Source organism: Pseudomonas sp. PB3P13 (assembly GCF_054897735.1).
Window position 1 is genome coordinate 888,124 of the sequence record NZ_CM142702.1, and the last position, 17,601, is coordinate 905,724.

The 17,601-nt window shown below is 60.6% G+C and carries 10 protein-coding genes and 1 pseudogene; 9 read left to right on the forward strand and 2 right to left on the reverse strand.

Annotated elements, in window-relative coordinates:
* The first annotated feature begins 47 nt into the window (after positions 1-47).
* Entirely contained in the window at positions 48-1,517 is a 1,470-nt protein-coding gene (locus tag ACYZT1_RS03970; protein ID WP_462017769.1) for an N-acyl-D-amino-acid deacylase family protein, read from the forward strand.
* 70 nt (positions 1,518-1,587) lie between these two features.
* Here the strand turns inward: ACYZT1_RS03970 and ACYZT1_RS03975 are convergent, their stop codons facing one another.
* Complete coding sequence (locus ACYZT1_RS03975) at positions 1,588-2,451, reverse strand: methyl-accepting chemotaxis protein (RefSeq protein WP_462019185.1); 864 nt, start codon at positions 2,449-2,451, stop codon at positions 1,588-1,590.
* Positions 2,446-3,507, reverse strand: a pseudogene (locus ACYZT1_RS03980) (methyl-accepting chemotaxis protein); the annotation flags it as partial. The pseudogene ACYZT1_RS03980 and the gene ACYZT1_RS03975, both read right to left, overlap by 6 nt.
* A 646-nt stretch (positions 3,508-4,153) precedes the next feature.
* On the opposite strand from ACYZT1_RS03980, the gene ACYZT1_RS03985 reads away from it, so the two are divergent.
* From ACYZT1_RS03985 to pelG, 8 genes are read left to right on the forward strand one after another with little or no spacing between them, the layout of a single operon-like run.
* On the forward strand, positions 4,154-5,086 hold the full coding sequence (locus ACYZT1_RS03985) for an NAD-dependent epimerase/dehydratase family protein (RefSeq protein ID WP_462017770.1): 933 nt from the start codon (positions 4,154-4,156) through the stop codon (positions 5,084-5,086).
* Between the two features lie 56 nt (positions 5,087-5,142).
* Positions 5,143-7,956, forward strand: a complete 2,814-nt coding sequence (locus tag ACYZT1_RS03990; RefSeq protein WP_462017771.1) for a bifunctional glycoside hydrolase 114/ polysaccharide deacetylase family protein — start codon at positions 5,143-5,145, stop codon at positions 7,954-7,956.
* Entirely contained in the window at positions 7,934-11,515 is a 3,582-nt protein-coding gene (locus ACYZT1_RS03995) for a tetratricopeptide repeat protein (protein ID WP_462017772.1), read from the forward strand. The genes ACYZT1_RS03990 and ACYZT1_RS03995 overlap by 23 nt, the downstream gene beginning before the upstream one ends.
* Before the next feature lie 26 nt (positions 11,516-11,541).
* Entirely contained in the window at positions 11,542-12,060 is a 519-nt protein-coding gene (locus tag ACYZT1_RS04000) for a penicillin-binding protein activator LpoB (protein ID WP_462017773.1), read from the forward strand.
* 5 nt (positions 12,061-12,065) lie between these two features.
* On the forward strand, positions 12,066-13,433 hold the full coding sequence (locus tag ACYZT1_RS04005) for a PelD GGDEF domain-containing protein (RefSeq protein ID WP_462017774.1): 1,368 nt from the start codon (positions 12,066-12,068) through the stop codon (positions 13,431-13,433).
* Positions 13,411-14,400: a HEAT repeat domain-containing protein gene (locus tag ACYZT1_RS04010; protein ID WP_462017775.1), complete on the forward strand. Its 990-nt coding sequence runs from the start codon at positions 13,411-13,413 to the stop codon at positions 14,398-14,400. Before ACYZT1_RS04005 ends, ACYZT1_RS04010 begins: the two co-directional genes overlap by 23 nt.
* The gene (gene pelF / locus ACYZT1_RS04015; protein ID WP_462017776.1) at positions 14,397-15,911 is read left to right on the forward strand and encodes a GT4 family glycosyltransferase PelF; all 1,515 of its coding nucleotides are present in this window, start codon (positions 14,397-14,399) and stop codon (positions 15,909-15,911) included. Before ACYZT1_RS04010 ends, pelF begins: the two co-directional genes overlap by 4 nt.
* Positions 15,912-17,282, forward strand: coding sequence for an exopolysaccharide Pel transporter PelG (gene pelG / locus ACYZT1_RS04020; RefSeq protein WP_462017777.1), 1,371 nt, complete (start codon positions 15,912-15,914; stop codon positions 17,280-17,282).
* Positions 17,283-17,601 lie beyond the last annotated feature (319 nt).

Consider the following 17,601-nt stretch of genomic DNA (forward strand, 5'->3'; position numbering starts at 1 on the left):
CGACGACTACCGTGGTGACGACGATCATTTGCCGCTGAGAGACTGACATGAAGTACGACACGCTGATCCGTAACGCGCTGATTATCGACGGCAGCAATACCCCCGGTTATGTCGCAGACGTGGCGATTCTTGACGGTCGCATCGCGCGCATCGGTGACTTGCACAACGCCTGCGCCAGCGACGAAATCGACGCCGCCGGCCGGGTGCTGGCGCCGGGTTTCATCGACGTGCACACCCATGACGACACGGTGGTGATTCGCCAGCCGCAGATGTTGCCCAAGCTCAGCCAGGGTGTGACCACGGTGATTGTCGGAAACTGCGGGATCAGCGCTTCGCCGGTCAGTTTGAAGGACGATCCACCGGACCCGATGAACCTGCTCGGCACTTCTGCTGCCTTCGTTTACCCGACGTTTCGCGACTATCGCCACGCGGTGGAAGCGGCGAATACCACGCTTAACGTCGCGGCGCTAATTGGCCACTCCGCGTTGCGCAGCAATCATCTCGATGATCTGTTTCGTACGGCGACGCCGCATGAAATCAGCGCGATGCGCAAGCAGTTGCGTGAAAGCCTTGAGGCCGGTGCCTTGGGCTTGTCCACCGGTCTGGCCTATGCCAGCGCTTTCTCGGCATCCACCGATGAAGTGATGCAACTGAGCGAAGAACTGACTGCGTTCGGCGCGGTTTACACCACCCATTTACGCAGTGAATTCGAGCCGGTACTGGAGGCCATGGACGAGGCGTTTCAGATCGGCCGGCATGCGAAAACCCCGGTGATCATTTCCCACCTCAAATGTGCCGGTGCCGGTAATTGGGGGCGCAGTCCGCACCTGCTCGCCGCGCTTGAAAAGGCAGCCAAAACCCACCCGGTCGGCTGCGATTGTTACCCCTATGCCGCCAGCTCGTCGACCCTGGACCTCAAGCAGGTCACCGACGCTCATCGCATCACCATCACCTGGTCCACGCCGCACCCCGAATTCGGTGGGCGCGACTTGATCGACATTGCTGCCGAGTGGAACGTGCCGCTGCTTGATGCCGCTCGCCGCTTGCAACCGGCTGGCGCGGTGTACTACGGAATGGATGAGGCGGACGTCAGAAAAATCCTCGCGCATCCGTTATCGATGGTGGGTTCTGACGGCTTGCCGGAAGATCCGTTCCCGCATCCGCGCTTGTGGGGCGCTTTCCCACGGGTGCTTGGCCATTACAGTCGTGACGTTGGATTGTTCGCGCTGCACACGGCGGTACACAAAATGACCGGGCTTTCGGCGGCGCGTTTTGGCTTGCAGGAACGCGGCGAAATCCGAGAGGGATATTGGGCCGATCTGGTGTTGTTCGATGCACAAACCATTCGCGATGTTGCCGATTTCACTGATCCGCAGCGCGCGGCTGAAGGGATTGATGGTGTGTGGGTCAACGGCGCGTTGAGTTACAGCGACGGGCAGGCGAGTGGCCGCAGCGAAGGGCGGTTTCTGGCGAGGGAAGGAAATTTGCGCGCTGGTTTTGTTGATCGGCTGACATGACAACTTCACAGCTCGCGGCCCATGCCCTGGGTAGTCAGGGCATGGCCAACTTGAGTCATAGGGCTGCCGTTCAGACCCGGAAGTGGCTCACCATCATTTGCAATTGATTACCCAACCGCGCCAGCTCGACACTCGACGCAGCGGTTTCATCGCTGGCGGCGGCGGTCTGTTCGGACACATCGCGCACATTGATAATGCTGCGGCTGATCTCTTCGGCCACGGCACTTTGTTGCTCGGCGGCCGCGGCGATTTGCTGGTTCATCGACTGGATATTGGACACCGTGCGGGTGATGTTCTCCAGTGACACGCCGGCCTTGCGGGTCAGGGCAACACTGCTGTCGGTGAGCGCGCGACTGTTGTTCATCACAGTCGACACTTGCTGGGTACCGTTTTGCAGGGCCGCCACCAGACCTTCGATTTCTTCGGTGGATTTCTGCGTGCGCTGGGCCAGGCCGCGGACCTCATCGGCAACCACGGCAAAACCACGCCCGGCTTCACCGGCGCGGGCGGCTTCAATGGCGGCGTTCAGTGCGAGCAAGTTGGTCTGCTCGGCTACTGCCTTGATCACGTCCATGACGCTGCCGATCTTGTCGCTTTCCTGTTGCAGCACGCTCATGGCTTCAGTCGAGCGCACCACTTCGCTGGCCAGACGTTCGATCTGGGCGATGGCTTCGTTGACCACTTTGTCGCCTTCACGGGCTTGACCGTCAGCGGCGGCTGCTGCTTGCGAAGCCTCTTCGGCGTTGCGCGCGACTTCCTGCACGGTGGCGGTCATTTCGTGCATGGCGGTGGCCACTTGATCGGTCTCGATTTTCTGGCTGTTGACGCCGGCGCTGGTCTGCTCGGTCACGGCCGACAGTTCTTCGGCGGCGCTGGCGATCTGCGTGACGCCATCGCGAATGCCGCTGATCAACTCGCGCAGGGTGACGCCCATGCGCGCGATGCCTTGCTGCAACACACCGAGTTCGTCGCGACGTGTCACCTTCACATCCTGGGACAAATCGCCACTGGCGATGCGTTCGACCACGGCCAAGGTGTCGCGCAACGGCCCGGTGATTTGACGGGTGATGATAACGGCGGCAATCACGCCGACCAGCAGCGCCAGCAAGGTGCTGATCAATTGCAGGGTGCGGGCCTGAGCACTTTCAGCATCGCGGCGGTCGAGCTGAATCTGATACAGCTGATCGCTGAGCGAGACGATGGTCGCGCCCTGGTCGGTCATTTCCTTGCGCGCCTGGACGGCGTCGGTGTTCGCCGCTTTATAGGCCTGCAGTGCGCTGCGGTAGTTGCCCAATGCGCTTTCCAGCGCACGCAATGCGTCTGCCTCGGTATCGGCGAATTGCATATTCAACGGTTTCAGGCTGGCGATCGCGGCGTCCAGTTGGCCGACGGCTTTCTGTTCAGTCTCCGCGTTGGAGGTCGCGGTGTAGCCACGCACTTCATAACGCGCCAGCAAAAATGCTTCTTTCGCGGCGGTAATCGCCTGGAACTGCTCGGAGCGCCGGTCGCTGAGCGGCATCTGCACAACGCGAGTAGCGATGGTGTTGATCAGCGTGTTGGCGGTGTCGGCGTTTGCACTCATGACGTCGCGAGCATGGTTGCCGGTGCGGTAGGCGCCACGCATTTTGTTCAGCGAGGCCTTGTAGGCATCGATGGTGATGCCTTGCTCTTTGAGCAGCTTGATGTTTTCCGGGCTCTTGAACGTCGCCAGCAGCGACTGTTGCTGGGCCGAGAAAGCATCCAGTGTGGTCTGTACATTCTGCGCGGCGGTTTCATCGCCGTTGGTCAGCATGTATTGCAGACGCACCACGCGCAGCTTGGTCAGGCCGGCGTTGAGCTGGGTGATGTCGCTCATCCAGTTGCTGCGGTCAATCAACCCGCCCAGGCTCGTCCAGCCGGTCAGGGCGAGGACGCAGGTCAGTGCCAGGACCAGGCCGAATCCCAGGCCCAGTTTCAGGTTCACGCTGATGTTGCCGAACCAGCTATTCATCAATTCCTCCAGGAACGTTTTGCTTTTTGATCGTCAGTTGGCTGGAAGATTGTTGTTTTTGGGCGCCAGCAGGGTGTAAGCAAGGCTTTATCGGCCGCCGATGCGAGAGCTGAAAGGATTTTTCCAAAGGATTGTCTGGCGCGCATAATCGAGGACGAACGACAGGCCAAATAAAGCCCACGGGCGGGCGGGAAAACAGTAGTTTTTTGGCGAGTGGCGTCGGGTTCAGCGCCGTTTACCCGGACGTTTGGTTAGCCTTCGGCTTCTGAATGCAAAGCAACCTCAGCGCTGAAAACCCATTTATTTGTCATTAATGAATGGCATGCTGCATCTAATAACTGTCGTCAAATTCATGACGAGTTTCGGACATAAATAACCGTCCAGCGGGACGCCAGACAAAGTATTGACAGTGTCGTTCTGATCTCACATTATCGGCGGCGCTTTACTGGCCTTGCGCCATAAAAACGACATCCGACTCGCCAATTCAACTTTGACACACTATATTTTTGAACCTTCGGGAATTGGCTCGGGTCGCATCGTCGGCGTGATGGTTAAAGGCCATTAGCGTTAAGTGACCATTTGTATGACTACTGTTTAGCGGACTTTTTATTCGGGTTTCCGCTGGAACCATCAGGAAGAAAATTTCATGAGCATTGAGCGAATTCTGGTTACCGGCGGTGCGGGTTTTATCGGGTCTCACCTTGTCGATGCTTTGCTCGGCAAAGGCCTGAAGGTCCGTGTACTGGATAATTTGTCGACCGGCAAGGTCAGCAATTTGCCAGAGGGCAATACCGATCTCGAACTGGTGACCGGCGACGTCGCGGACGCAGCGGTCGTGCAGGAAGCGATGCGTGATTGCAGCGCGGTCGTGCACCTGGCTGCAGTGGCCTCGGTTCAGGCTTCAGTCGATGATCCGGTCAGCACCCATCAAGCCAATTTCGTCGGTACGCTCAACGTCTGCGAGAGCATGCACAAAGCCGGGATCAAGCGCGTGGTGTTTGCCTCCAGCGCGGCCATCTACGGCAACAATGGCGAAGGTTCCGCCATTGATGAAGACACCCCTAAATCGCCGCTGACCCCCTATGCCGCCGACAAACTGGCCAGTGAGTATTACCTGGACTTTTATCGCCGCGAGCACGGTCTGGAGCCGGTGGTTCTGCGCTTTTTCAACATCTTCGGGCCACGCCAGGATCCTTCCTCGCCGTACTCCGGTGTGATCAGCATCTTCACCGAGCGCGCCATCAAAGGCCTGCCGGTATCCATTTTCGGTGACGGCGAACAGACCCGCGATTTCGTCTTCGTCAAAGACCTGGTCAGCATTCTGCTGCAGGCGCTGGAGGTCAGCGAGCCGAAAGAAGGGGCGGTCAACATCGGGCTCAGCCGCTCCACCAGCCTCAACGACCTGATCACTGAACTGGGCAACGCCACCGGCAGCGCTTTGGCAGTGACGCATCTGGCGCCGCGTCAGGGCGACATTCGGCATTCGCGCGCTAATAACGCTCGCTTGCTAGAACGTTTCACCCTTCCCGCACCGACCTCAATCGGCGATGGATTAGCACAGCTTTTGCGCAGTTTGTAATCCGGCTGTTTCACAGCTTTCAAACCGCCTCGATTCAGTCAATTCAAGAGTGAGTTATGGAAATCGTTTTTCGCAGGACGCGTATCCGCGCGGCCGTCCAACGGCTGTTTGCCGCGTTGGCGCTCATCGTGAGCGGACCGGCCGTACAGGCTGCAGCATTGCCGCAACCCTCCAGCGTCGGCTTCTGGTACGCCGATCAACCGCCCATTGCGGAGCTTGCACAGTTCGACTGGTCGGTGGTCGAGCCGGGCCATATGACGGGCGGCGACGTCCAAACCTTGCGCAAGCTGGGCAGTCAGCCGTTCGCGTATGTGTCGGTTGGCGAGTTCAGCGGCAGCAAGGCAGACATCGACAAGGCAGGTCTGGCGAAAGCCGTGAGCCCGGTGCGCAACGATTCCTGGGACAGCCAGGTCATGGACCTTGCCTCGCCGGCCTGGCGTGAGCATCTGTTCAGCGCCGCCAAAGCCTTGCAGGCTGAAGGTTATGCCGGCCTGTTCCTCGATACCCTCGACAGCTTTCAGCTGTTGCCGCCAGCGTCGCGGGAAGCGCAGCGCCTGGCGCTCGCCAGTTTCCTGCGTGAGCTGCATCAGCGTGAGCCAAACCTGAAACTGTTTTTCAACCGCGGTTTTGAAGTGCTGCCCGACCTCGATGGCGTTGCTGCCGCCGTGGCGGTCGAGTCCATCTACGCCGGCTGGGACGCTGCCGCCAAGCGTTATCGCCCGGTGTCGGAATCCGATCGCCAGTGGCTCGAAACTCACCTGAAACCGCTGCGTGCCAAAGGCATCCCTTTGGTGGCCATCGATTACCTGCCGCCCGAGCGCCGCGAAGAAGCACGCAAGCTCGCCAAGCGTCTGCGAGACGAGGGTTTTATCCCGTTCATCGGCACCCCTGACCTGGACTCGATGGGCATCAGCAACATCGAAGTGCAGCCGCGTCGCGTGGCGATGGTGTTCGACCCGCGCGAGGGCGATCTGGCGACGAACGCCGGGCACAGCTATGTCGGTGGCCTGCTGGAATACCTCGGCTATCGCGTCGACTATCTGCCTGCCGACAGCGCCATGCCTGATTACCGTTTCAGTGGCTTGTACGCCGGGGTGATCACCTGGATGACCAGCGGCCCGCCGCAGGACAGCCCGGCGTTCAACCGCTTTATCAACGAGCGCCTGGACGAAAAGGTCCCGGTGGTTTTTCTCGCCGGGCTGCCGGTTGAAGACAAGCTTCTGCTCAAGCGCATGGGCCTCAAGCGCGACGCGCCTCCAGGCACGCAAGTGTTGACCGTCACTCATCAGGACAAGGCGCTGCTGGGTGCGTTCGAAGCACCTGTGCAGCCCCGATCCCGTGACCTGACCGCTGTTTCGGTACTGCCCAACGGGCCCACCGCTGCGCTGACGCTGACCAATGAGGGTGGCGAAACCTTCAATCCGGTGGTCGTTGGCGAGTGGGGCGGTTTGGCCCTCGCGCCTTATATCCTCGAAATGAACAACGAGCGCAGCCGCTGGATTCTGGATCCGTTCGCCTTCCTGCAAGCGAGCCTGCGTCTGCCGGTGCAACCGCGCCCGGACACCACCACCGAAAACGGTCGTCGCATTGCCACCGTGCACATCGATGGCGACGGTTTTCCGTCCCGCGCAGAAGTGCGCGGCACGCCATACGCTGGCCGTCATACGCTGGAAGACTACATCAAGCCCAACCCTTTCCTGACGTCGGTGTCGATCGTGGAAGGCGAAATTTCCCCGCGTGGCGCCTTTCCGCACCTGGCGCGTGAACTGGAGCCGATTGCCCGCGAGTTGTTCGCCAACCCGAAAGTGGAAGTGGCGACCCACACCTTCAGCCATCCGTTTTTCATGCAGCCGGACAAGGCGCAGAAACGCGAAAATTTCAAACCGGAATACGGTTTGAACATGAAGATTCCGGGCTACGACAACATCGATTTCCGTCGTGAGATTTTCGGTTCGCGCGACTACATCAACCAGCAGCTCACTACCCCGGAAAAACCGGTGAAGATGGTGTTCTGGCCGGGCGATGCGCTGCCTTCTGCTGCGACCCTGAAACTGGCTTACGACGCCGGCCTGAAAAACGTCAACGGCGCCGAAACCATGATGACCAGGTCGGACCCGTCGCTGACCGGTCTGAACCCGCTGTTGCGACCGACCGAAGGTGGTCTGCAGTACTACGCGCCGATCATCAACGAGAACCTCTACACCAACTTGTGGAAGGGCCCTTACTACGGCTTCCGCAACGTGATCGAAACCTTTGAATTGACCGACAGCCCGCGTCGTCTGCGCGGCTTGCATCTGTATTACCACTTCTACTCGAGCACCAAGCAGGCCTCGATCAAGGCCATGCACGAGATCTACGGCTTCATGCGCGAGCAACAGCCGCTGTCGTTGTGGATGACCGATTACATCGACCGCCTGCACGGCTTGTATCAGGCCAGTCTGGCGCGTACCGCCGACGGTGCCTGGCAGATTCGCGGCATGGACGCGTTGCGTACCGTGCGCCTCGACCCGCAAATGGGCTGGCCGGATTTGTTGCGTTCGCAAGGCGTGGCCGGCGTGCGCGATTTGCCTCAGGGCCGTTATGTGAGCCTGAGCAGCGATCGTGCGTTGCTGGTTCTGCAACCTGAAAGGGACGGCAGACCTGCGCTGGAGGAGGCCAATCTGCCGTTGAAGGACTGGCGGTATGTGGACGATCGTCGCGTGAGCTTTGCCTTTGCAGGGGAGTTCGATCTGACCTTCTCGGTGCGCTCGGCTACTGCGTGCCGGGTGGAAGTGGATGGCAAGCGTTTTGCGGGCGCGGCATCCGCCGGTCTGTGGGTTTTTAAATTACCAATGAAGCAGGTGAGTAATGGTCAGCTCCTCTGCAACTAAAAGTAACCGCCTGCTCAATCCTTGGGCTCTGGCGGTGGTGGCGGTTGCTGTGGGAGGTCTGCTGTGGGCAACCTTCCAGCGTGAAGAAGTATTCCAGCCCGATGGGCGTGAGCCTGACGCGGTGTCGGCCAATTACGCCGAGCTGTTGCTGACGGCGCACCCGGATGACGATCACCTGCGTTTGCAGTTGGTCGATCTGTTGATCCGTCTGGGTGACTACACCAAGGCGCGGCAGCACCTGGAAGCCTGGCCCAAGCCGGTGCCGGAAGTTCAGGCTTACTATCGCGTGGAACTGGACGCGTTGGTCGCGGCGAAAAGCACCGACCTGATCGCGCAGCAAGCCCTGGTCGAGCGCCTGAAAAGTTTTGACCATCGCAAACTGCCGGTGCCGTTGTTGCAGAACCTGGCGAAGCTCGCGCTGACATTGCAAGCGCCGGCCTTCGCGGCCGGCGTCTACGAAGAAATTGCCGGACGCGATCCAAAGCTGCGCAACGAGTCGCTCCAATCTGCCGCGCAGTGGTACATGGCCAGCGAGCAGCCGGGCCGTGCAGCCGAGATTTATCTGCAGCTCAGAAGGGACAGCCAGCAGGACAGCGAGCGTCGCGAATATGCGCAGCTGGCGTTCAACAGTCTGCTGTCTGCCGGTCAGGGTGATCAGGCCGCGCAAGTGCTGTCGGACGAACTGCCGAAGCTGACCAATGCGCAAACCGATGCCGGGTGGCTTGAACAGGGTGTTGACGTTGCGGTGGCGAGCAAGCGTTTTGATCTGGCGCAGCGCGTGCTGAAACAGTGGCAAACACTGCAACCGGACAACCCGAAAATCCTCTTGAAAGATTTCCACATGCGCCTGGCCATCGGTGATCTGGCCGGTGCCTGGGAGACGGGCCAGCAACTGGTCGTCGACTACCCGGATGATCCGGGCCTGCTCGAGCAAATGGCTCACCTCGGTGAATGGCGCGGCGAACCTGCAGCGGCGCTGGATTACTGGATCCGTCTGCTAAAGCTGCAGGAAAACCCGCAAACCCGCGAGCGCGCCTGGCGTCTGGCGAGCCAGCAATTCGACTTCGACCGGTCGATTCCCTTGCTCGCGCAAATCATGAATCAACGGGCACTGACCGACGTCGAGCTCGATGCGCTGAACTACGGCCATGAATCGCGCGGCACGCCAGGCGAAGCGGAAACCTGGTTCCGTGCGTACGTGCACAAATACCCGACGCATCGTCTGGCCTGGACCCGTCTGCTGCAAAACCTGGAAAACACCGGGCAGTTTGCGGCCAAGGCCGAAGTCTACGAGAGCTACTCCAAACGCTTCCAGCTGGACACCGTCGAGCAGGTCGACTGGGCCAATACGTACCTCAAGCTTTTCGATACCGAAGCAGCGTGGAGCGTGGTGCAAGCGGATGACCAGAGCATCGATGATGTCGATTACTGGCACGCCCGGGCATCCCTCGCCTGGGACCTGGAACGCGACGAAGATTTGCGTGTTTCCCTGGAAAAAGTGCTGGCGATCAATGGCAAGTTGACCAGTGGCGACGAAAGCCAGCTGATCACCCTGTACCGTACTCGCGACCCGCAGCGCGCACTGAAACTGACGATAGCCAGCTGGCAGCGCACCCGGGATCCGCAACGGCTGGTCGAAGCCCTGCAGCAAGCGCAGGAATTGAACGAATGGCCGCAAGTGGTCGCGTTGCTGGAGGATGCCGAAGAGTTTCCGGCGGCCTACGAGCAGGCGCAGGTGCTTGCCATTCGCGGTGCGCTGGCGGTGCAGCAAGGTCAGCCCGAGGAAGCCGAGCGTTTGTACCTGCTTGGCCTGTCGCGCTATCCCGCCGACAACCTGTTCCGCGAACGCCTTGTGTGGCTGTACGTCGATCAGGGCAACACCGGCAAACTCAAGCCACTGCTGAGCCAATGGCGTTCCCATGCGCGTGAAGATCGTCTGCTGTGGTTGCCGTTCGCCAGTGCCAGCCAGATGCTGGGCCGCGACACCGAGGCCTTGGCCTGGTATCGCCTGTACCTCAAAGGCAGCCCAAACGACTGGCTGGTGCGCGCGGCCTACGCCGATGCGCTGGACAGTGCCGGCTATCAGGACGCCGCTCAGCGACTGCGCCTGAAACTGCTGCGCAGCCCTGAAGGCGAAAACATCGAACCGTCGTCGCAACGCTACGCGATCTGGCTGCGTCTGATGGCGAGCAGCTATTCGCCACGCAAGGCGCAGCAGGAAGTGCTGAAAAACTGGAAGGACGGTTCACCGGCGATGCTGCAGTTGTGGTTCGAGCGTTTGCTGGCACGTCTGGACGTGACCAATCAGGAATCGCAGAAAGATGCGTGGCTGGAGTGGGCACGTAGCCAGGGCCTGAAAGTCGAGCGCTACGAGCAGATTCAGCAGGCGTTGCGCAGCCGCAACAAAGAGCAGGTTGAAGCGCTGTTGGCCAGTAGCGATCTGAACCCGGCGCAGCGTGCGCAGGCCCTCAATCGTCTTGGCCGTCTGGGCGAAGCGCTCGATACCAGCCTGTCGGCACTCGGTGACGAGCAACCGATAGCGGTGCGCGAACAACTGCGTCGTCAGGCCGTCGAGCTTCAGGAGCGTACACCGCAGGGCGCGCAGCTGTCCTGGCAGCAGCAGGATTTCGGCGGTCTGGAATTCAACGCGCCACGTCTGCAGATCGCCCACAACCTGGGTGATAACTGGTACGCCGATGTGCAGCTTGAGCAAGGTGACTACAAGGGTGACGACATTATCGCGTCGCGGATTGGCGAAGAGCGCAATGCGGCACTGACCCTGCAACGCCCGGTGGAAAACGGCAGCTACAAACTGTTCGCCGACACCAGCCAGCGCAGCGACGATGACCGCAATGGCCTGGGGATTTCGCGAACCTGGCAGGTCAGCCCGAGCAACGAGCTGGAGCTCGGTTTCGACTGGCATCGCAAGAGTGAAGACAGCGGCCTGATGCGCGCTTTCGGGCAGCACGACAGTGTCTGGCTCGGCGGTCGTCACGGCCTCACCGCGCGTGATCAGATCAGCTGGGAAGTGGCGCATAAGTCGTTCTCTACCCGTGCCGGCGATAACCTCGGTTCTGGCCAGGCGCTGAAGATGGAATACAACCACACGCTGGAGTTTGCAGGCCCGAACTGGACCCTGCGCGGCGGTCTGGATTATCAGCACAACGACGTCAAGGACCAGAGGCTGGATTACCTCTCCAGCAACTTCGGTGGTCCGGTGCGACGTGTTGAAGATGACGAAAACCCCGAGACGGTGCTGGCCAGCGATCTGCTGCAAAGCACCTACAGCCAACTGTATGTCGGCAGCTCGTGGCGTCGCGGAATACCGGGCGCACTGGTGCGCACCAAACCGCAATACACCTGGTTGGTGGATGTAACGGCTGGCTGGCAATGGCTGGATCAAACTTTTAACTACGGCATCACCACCGGGATCGGCGTCGAAGTGCTGGGTGATGACGAACTGGCCCTGACCTTCGGTTACCAGTCTGCGCCTCAGGGCGGGGATGGTCAGGCCGGCGGGACCCTGGGTGTGAGCTACGGCGTGCGGTTTGGGCGCTGATCATGGAATGTCTACGGAGAAAAACTATGCAAGCAATTCGTAACCTGGGCCTGGCCCTCACGGTCCTGTTCGTCGCCGGCTGCGCCAGCTTCACCCATGACGCCAGCCCGAACCTGCCCCGCAATGCGCAGTGGGGCATCGTACCGGTGGTCAACTATTCGCAGACACCGCAAGCCGGTGAACGCGCCGAGCAGATCCTGCTCAGCGTGCTCAGCAGCCACGGTCTGCAACCACGGGTTTACCCGGCGAGCACTGAAGGCGAACAAGCGCTGATGGACGACAACGAGCGTCTGGCCGGCGCCCTCGACTGGGCCCGCCAGCAGAAGCTCGACTACGTCGTCGCCGGCAGCGTCGAAGAATGGCAGTACAAGAACGGTCTGGACGGCGAGCCGGCCGTGGGCATCAGCCTGCGCGTGCTGGAAGCCAGCACCGGCCGCGTGCTCTGGAGCAAAAGCGGCGCGCGCGCCGGCTGGTCCCGTGAAAGCCTGGCGGGCACCGCTCAAACGGTACTCGACAAACTTGTTGGCGCCCTTCGGTTCGAGTGATTGCAATGAATTCTCCGCACATGGATTACAGCCTGGCGCCTCGCGCCAGCGGCCCGGTGTCTTGGCTGGAAACGTTTTTGGTCACCGGCGGGGCCATTGGCCTGGGCTTGTGGCTGACGCCTGAAGACCCGTTGCAAATGCACGGCGCCTTCCCCTGGCCGATTCTGGCGCCGCTGCTGCTGGGCGTGCGATACGGTTTTGTACGCGGCCTGCTCAGCGCCGCGCTGTTGGTGCTGGCGTTGTTTGCCTTGCGCCTGAACGGCCACGAAGGTTATGCCGAACTTCAGCCTTCCTACATCGTCGGCGTGCTGGTCTGCGGCATGCTGGTGGGTGAGGTTCGCGATCTGTGGGAACGGCGCCTGGAGCGTCTGCAGATGGCCAACGATTATCGTCAGTATCGTCTCGACGAGTTCACCCGGGCGCACCAGATTCTACGGGTCTCCCACGACCTGCTGGAGCAGCGCGTCGCCGGTAGCGACCAGAGCCTGCGCAGTTCGCTGCTGGGCTTGCGGGAAAAGCTGCGCGTGTTGCCGCTTGAAGACGATGCGCTCGCTGCGCTGGCCGACCCCATTGTGGCAGTGTTTGGGCAGTACGGGGCTTTGCGTGTGGCCGGTTTGTATCGCGTTGACGAGCGTGGCGAAAACGTCTTGCCGCAAGCGCTGGCGACCATCGGCGTCATGGGGCCGCTGGGCACCGAAGATGGTCTGGTCAAGCTGTGCCTGGAACGCGGTGAGTTGGTCAGCGTGCGTCAGGAATTGATCGATGCGGGCACCTCGGCGCAGTTCTCATCGCTGCAGGCGTGCATCCCGTTGATCGACGCCGAGGGTCGTTTGCTGGCGGTTCTGGCCGTTCGGCAGATGCCGTTTTTCGCCTTCCAGGATCGTACCTTGAGCCTGCTGGCTTTGCTGGGTGGGCACATCGCCGATCTGATGCGCAAAGACGCGACGGTGCTGCAACTGCCGGACGCCGATGCCCAGCAGTTCACCCTGCAACTCAAACGTTCGTTGATGGATGTCGAACAACACAAATTGGCGGCCGGTCTGTTCGCGTTTGAAATGACCCGTCCCAACGATGAGCTGACACGCCTGCTGGAGCGCAGCCAGCGTGGCCTCGATCTGCATTTGCCGGTGCGCAACAGCCGCGACCATCAGCTGCTGCTGGTACTCCTGCCGTTGACCAGCCCGCAAGGCACCGAAGGTTATCTGGCGCGGATCAACGTGTTGTTGCATGAACACTTCGGCATCGAAAGTGATCTGGACAGCCTTGGTGTGCGGGTGATGCCTTTCAATCTGGAGCCTGGCTGTGAACGCGACGGGCTGCGTAATTTCCTGTTCAACGAGTGTGGCCTGAATGATCAGCAAGTGGCTGTTTAGCGGAGCCTTGTTGTTAGAGGCGGGCAGTTGGGCCAGTTTGTGGCTGCCGGCGCCCGAGTTACAACAATTGCTGGTGTTCACCCTCAGCCACGGCCTGGCGTGCGCGCTGTTGTGCGCCGCCGTGTGGCTGTTGTTGCCAGCGCGTTATCGCGCACCGTTGCCGTGGAGCCCGCTGTTCATTTTCAGCCTGGCGTTCTTTGTGCCGGTGATCGGTACGATTGGCGTGGTGCTGTCGATCTTTCCGGCGCTGTATCTGCCGCGCAAACGCGACAAGCAAGCCTGGCAAGCGGTGGGCATTCCCAGCCTGCCGTATCGCGCACAGCTGCAATCGCACTCGCCGATTTTCGCCGACGGCGGTTTGCAGGACGTGCTGCGCCATGCGCCCGATCCCGATCAGCGTCTGGCCGCTTTGCTCGCCACCCGACGCATGCCCGGCAAGGAAGCGGTGCCGATCCTCAAGCTGGCGCTGGGCGACCCGAGCGATGACGTGCGCCTGCTGGCGTACTCGATGCTCGACAAACAGGAAAGCGACATCAACCTGCGCATCCAGATTGCACTCGGCCAATTGATCAGTGCCAACGCCAAAACCGCCGGTGCGCTGCATGGCACGCTGGCGCGCTGGTATTGGGAGCTGGCGTACCTTGGCCTGGCGCAGGGCAGCGTGCTTGATCACGTACTTGATCAGGCCAGCGAACATGCCGAGCAAGGCTTGCAGGCAGGCGAGGGCGGCGAGCTGTTTTTGCTCGCCGGACGCATTGCCCTGGAACGTGGTGACATCGAGCGCGCCGAAGTGCTGCTGGGCCAGGCCCAGGACAACGGCATGGGCGCCGCGCAAATATTGCCGTTCCGCGCCGAACTGGCATTCGAGGCGGGTCGCTATCACGAAATTCCGGGTCTGCTCGCAAGCCTTCCCGAGAAAACCCGTCAGCGTCCACCGTTCGCTGAGCTGGTGAGGAGCTGGACATGAATCACAAGGAAGAGGCTCCGGTAGCCGACATCTGTCTGCTGCTCGAAGGCACTTGGCCCTATGTACGCGGCGGTGTGTCGAGCTGGATTCACCAGATGATTCTGGGCCTGCCGGAACTGACGTTCTCGGTGGTGTTCATTGGCGGACAGCGTTCGGCCTACGCGGAACGGCGCTATGAGATACCGGCCAACGTCGTGCACATCGAAGAGATGTTTATCGAAAGCGCGGTCCACCCGACCCACACGATCGGCACACCGCGCGAAGCCGACAAGCAACAGCTGGCGGATCTGTATCGCTTCCTGCATCACCCGGAATTGCCGGAGCCGGAACTGGGTGAGCGTTTGCTCGATCGCATTGCCCGGGGCGACATGACCCTTGACGATGTGCTGCGCAGCCGCGCCAGTTGGGAGGCTCTGAGCGAAGGCTACAATCAGCATTGCGCCGACCCGTCCTTCGTCAACTATTTCTGGACCCTGCGCACCATGCAGTCGCCGCTGCTGATGCTCGCCGAAGCGTCGCTGAAGATGCCACGGGCGCGCGTGTTGCACTCGATCTCCACCGGTTATGCCGGGCTGTTGGGCTGCATCCTCAAGAAGCGCTGGAACTGCACCTACCTGCTCAGCGAGCACGGCATTTACACCAAGGAACGCAAGATCGACCTGGCCCAGGCCAGCTGGATTGCCGAGAGTTCCGGGCAAGCGCTCAACCGCAGCCTCGATGCCGGTTCGGGTTACATCCGCACTTTGTGGGTACGCTTCTTCGAGCGCATCGGGCGACTGAGCTATAACAGCGCCGACAACATCATTTCGCTGTATGACGGCAACCGTCAGCGGCAGATCAAGGACGGCGCCGAACCGAGCCGGACTCAAGTGATCCCCAACGGCATCGACTTGCCGCAGTGGACCGCCGCGCTGCAAGCCCGCGAGCCCGGCATCGCGCCGGTGGTGGGTTTGATCGGGCGTGTGGTGCCGATCAAGGACGTGAAAACCTTCCTGCGGGCAATGCGTGGCGTGATCAGCGCCATGCCGCAAGCCGAAGGCTGGATCGTCGGCCCCGAAGAGGAAGACCCGGAGTACGTCAGCGAGTGCCGCAGCCTGATGGCTAGCCTGGGTCTGGAGGGCAAGGTGCATTTCCTCGGCTTCCAGCGCATTCAGGAAATCCTGCCGAAACTCGGCCTGATGGTGCTGACCTCGATCAGTGAAGCGCAACCGCTGGTGATCCTCGAAGCGTGGGCGGCCGGTACGCCGGTGGTCAGCAGCGACGTCGGTTCGTGCCGCGAGCTGATCGAAGGCGGCAGCGCTGAAGATCGCGACCTGGGCGTCGCCGGTAAAGTGGTGGCGATTGCCGATCCGCAAGCGACCAGCGCGGCGATTCTCGAGTTGCTACGCAGCCCGCAACGCTGGCAGGCGGCTCAGGCCAGCGGCTTGTTGCGCGTCACCCGTTACTACACCGAAGCCTTGATGCTGCAGCGTTATCGCGACTTGTATGAAGCAGCCATGGAGAACAGTTAAATGGCCGGAATTGGCTTCGAGCTGCGCAAAATACTTTCGCGCGACTCCTACACTTCGACCCTGCACGCTTATGTGTATGCCGGCCTGATCAGCTCCGGGCCGTGGGTGTTGTCGATCATCAGCGTAATGCTGGTGGGGATCATCAGCCTGGGCTTGCTGCTGCCGAACGCGTTGGTCGGGCAGTTTCTGGTCACGGTGACGTACCTGATGGCAACTTCGCTGATCCTGACGGGCGGCTTGCAGTTGTTCTTCACCCGTTTCGTCTCTGACCGTTTGTTCGAGCACAAATACGAGCAGATACTGCCCAACTTGCTGGGCATTCTGTTGCTGGTGACGATAGCCGCCGGGGTGTTGGGCATTATCGTGCTGGGTTTGTTGTTCGATCAGCCGCTGATCTACCGTGTGCTGGTGCTGGCCAACTTCGTGGTGCTGTGCAACCTGTGGCTGGTGATCATCTTCCTCTCGGGAATGAAAGCCTATAACCGAATTCTGCTGGTGATGCTGGTGGGCTACACGCTGATGGTGGCGAGTGCCTACGTGCTGAGCTTCCTGCAGATGCCGGGTTTGCTTCTGGCGCTGTTGATCGGGCACAGCACGCTGCTGTTTCTGTTCCTCTACGACATCCTGCGCGAGTACCGCGCCGAGAAACTGATCGCTTTCGATTTCCTCGACCGGCGTCAGGTTTTCCTCAGCCTGTTGGCCACCGGTTTCTTCTACAACTTCGGTATCTGGATCGACAAGTTTCTGTTCTGGTTCAACCCCGCCACCTCCAATGCCGTGGTCGGTCCGTTGCGCGCCTCGATCCTGTACGACTTGCCGATTTTCCTCGCGTACCTGGCGATCATCCCCGGGATGGCCGTGTTCCTGGTGCGCATCGAAACCGATTTTGCCGAATGGTATGACCGCCTGTTCCGGGCCATCCGCGATGGCGAAACCCTGCAGCACATCGGCTCGCTGAAAACCGAGATGACCCTGTCGATCCGTCAGGGTCTGCTGGAAATCTGCAAGGTTCAGGGGCTCACGGTGGTGCTGTTGTTCCTGTTCGCGCCACGTCTGCTCGACTGGCTGGGCATCTCCAGTTACTACCTGCCCCTGTTCTACATCGACCTGATCGGTGTGAGCATTCAGGTGGTGTTCATGGCCTTGCTCAACGTGTTCTTCTACCTCGACAAACGCACTGTAGTGTTGGAGCTGTGCGTGCTGTTTGCGGTGTTGAACGGCGGGCTGACGCTGCTCAGCATGTACCTGGGCCCAAGCTTCTTCGGTTATGGTTTCACGCTGTCGTTGCTGGTGTGCGTGTTGCTGGGTTTACACCGTCTTTCCACGGCACTGGAAGATCTGGAATACGACACGTTCATGATGTCGCGCTGAGTTTCCGGCTTGTATGAAAAGGCACTTGCGACCTACGCAGGTGCCTTTTTTTTGGGTGCCGATGACGGGACTGGAAGACAGCGTGGGGCGTGAGCGATCTGGCCGGTACTCGCGGATGACGCGGGGTGAGGTGGGTGTTGAGTTGAACGGCGTCAAAATGATGCGTTTTCAGAAGGAGCGAGCGGTTTGGCGGGGTTGGTTTGCTTTGTTCCCTGCAGGGGCGTTGCATCGATTTCGGGCATGCCAACCCCCAGATGCAACAAGACCCGCACTTGGCGGGTTTTGTTGCTTCGGAATTGGTGGGCCGGGGTAATCTGAA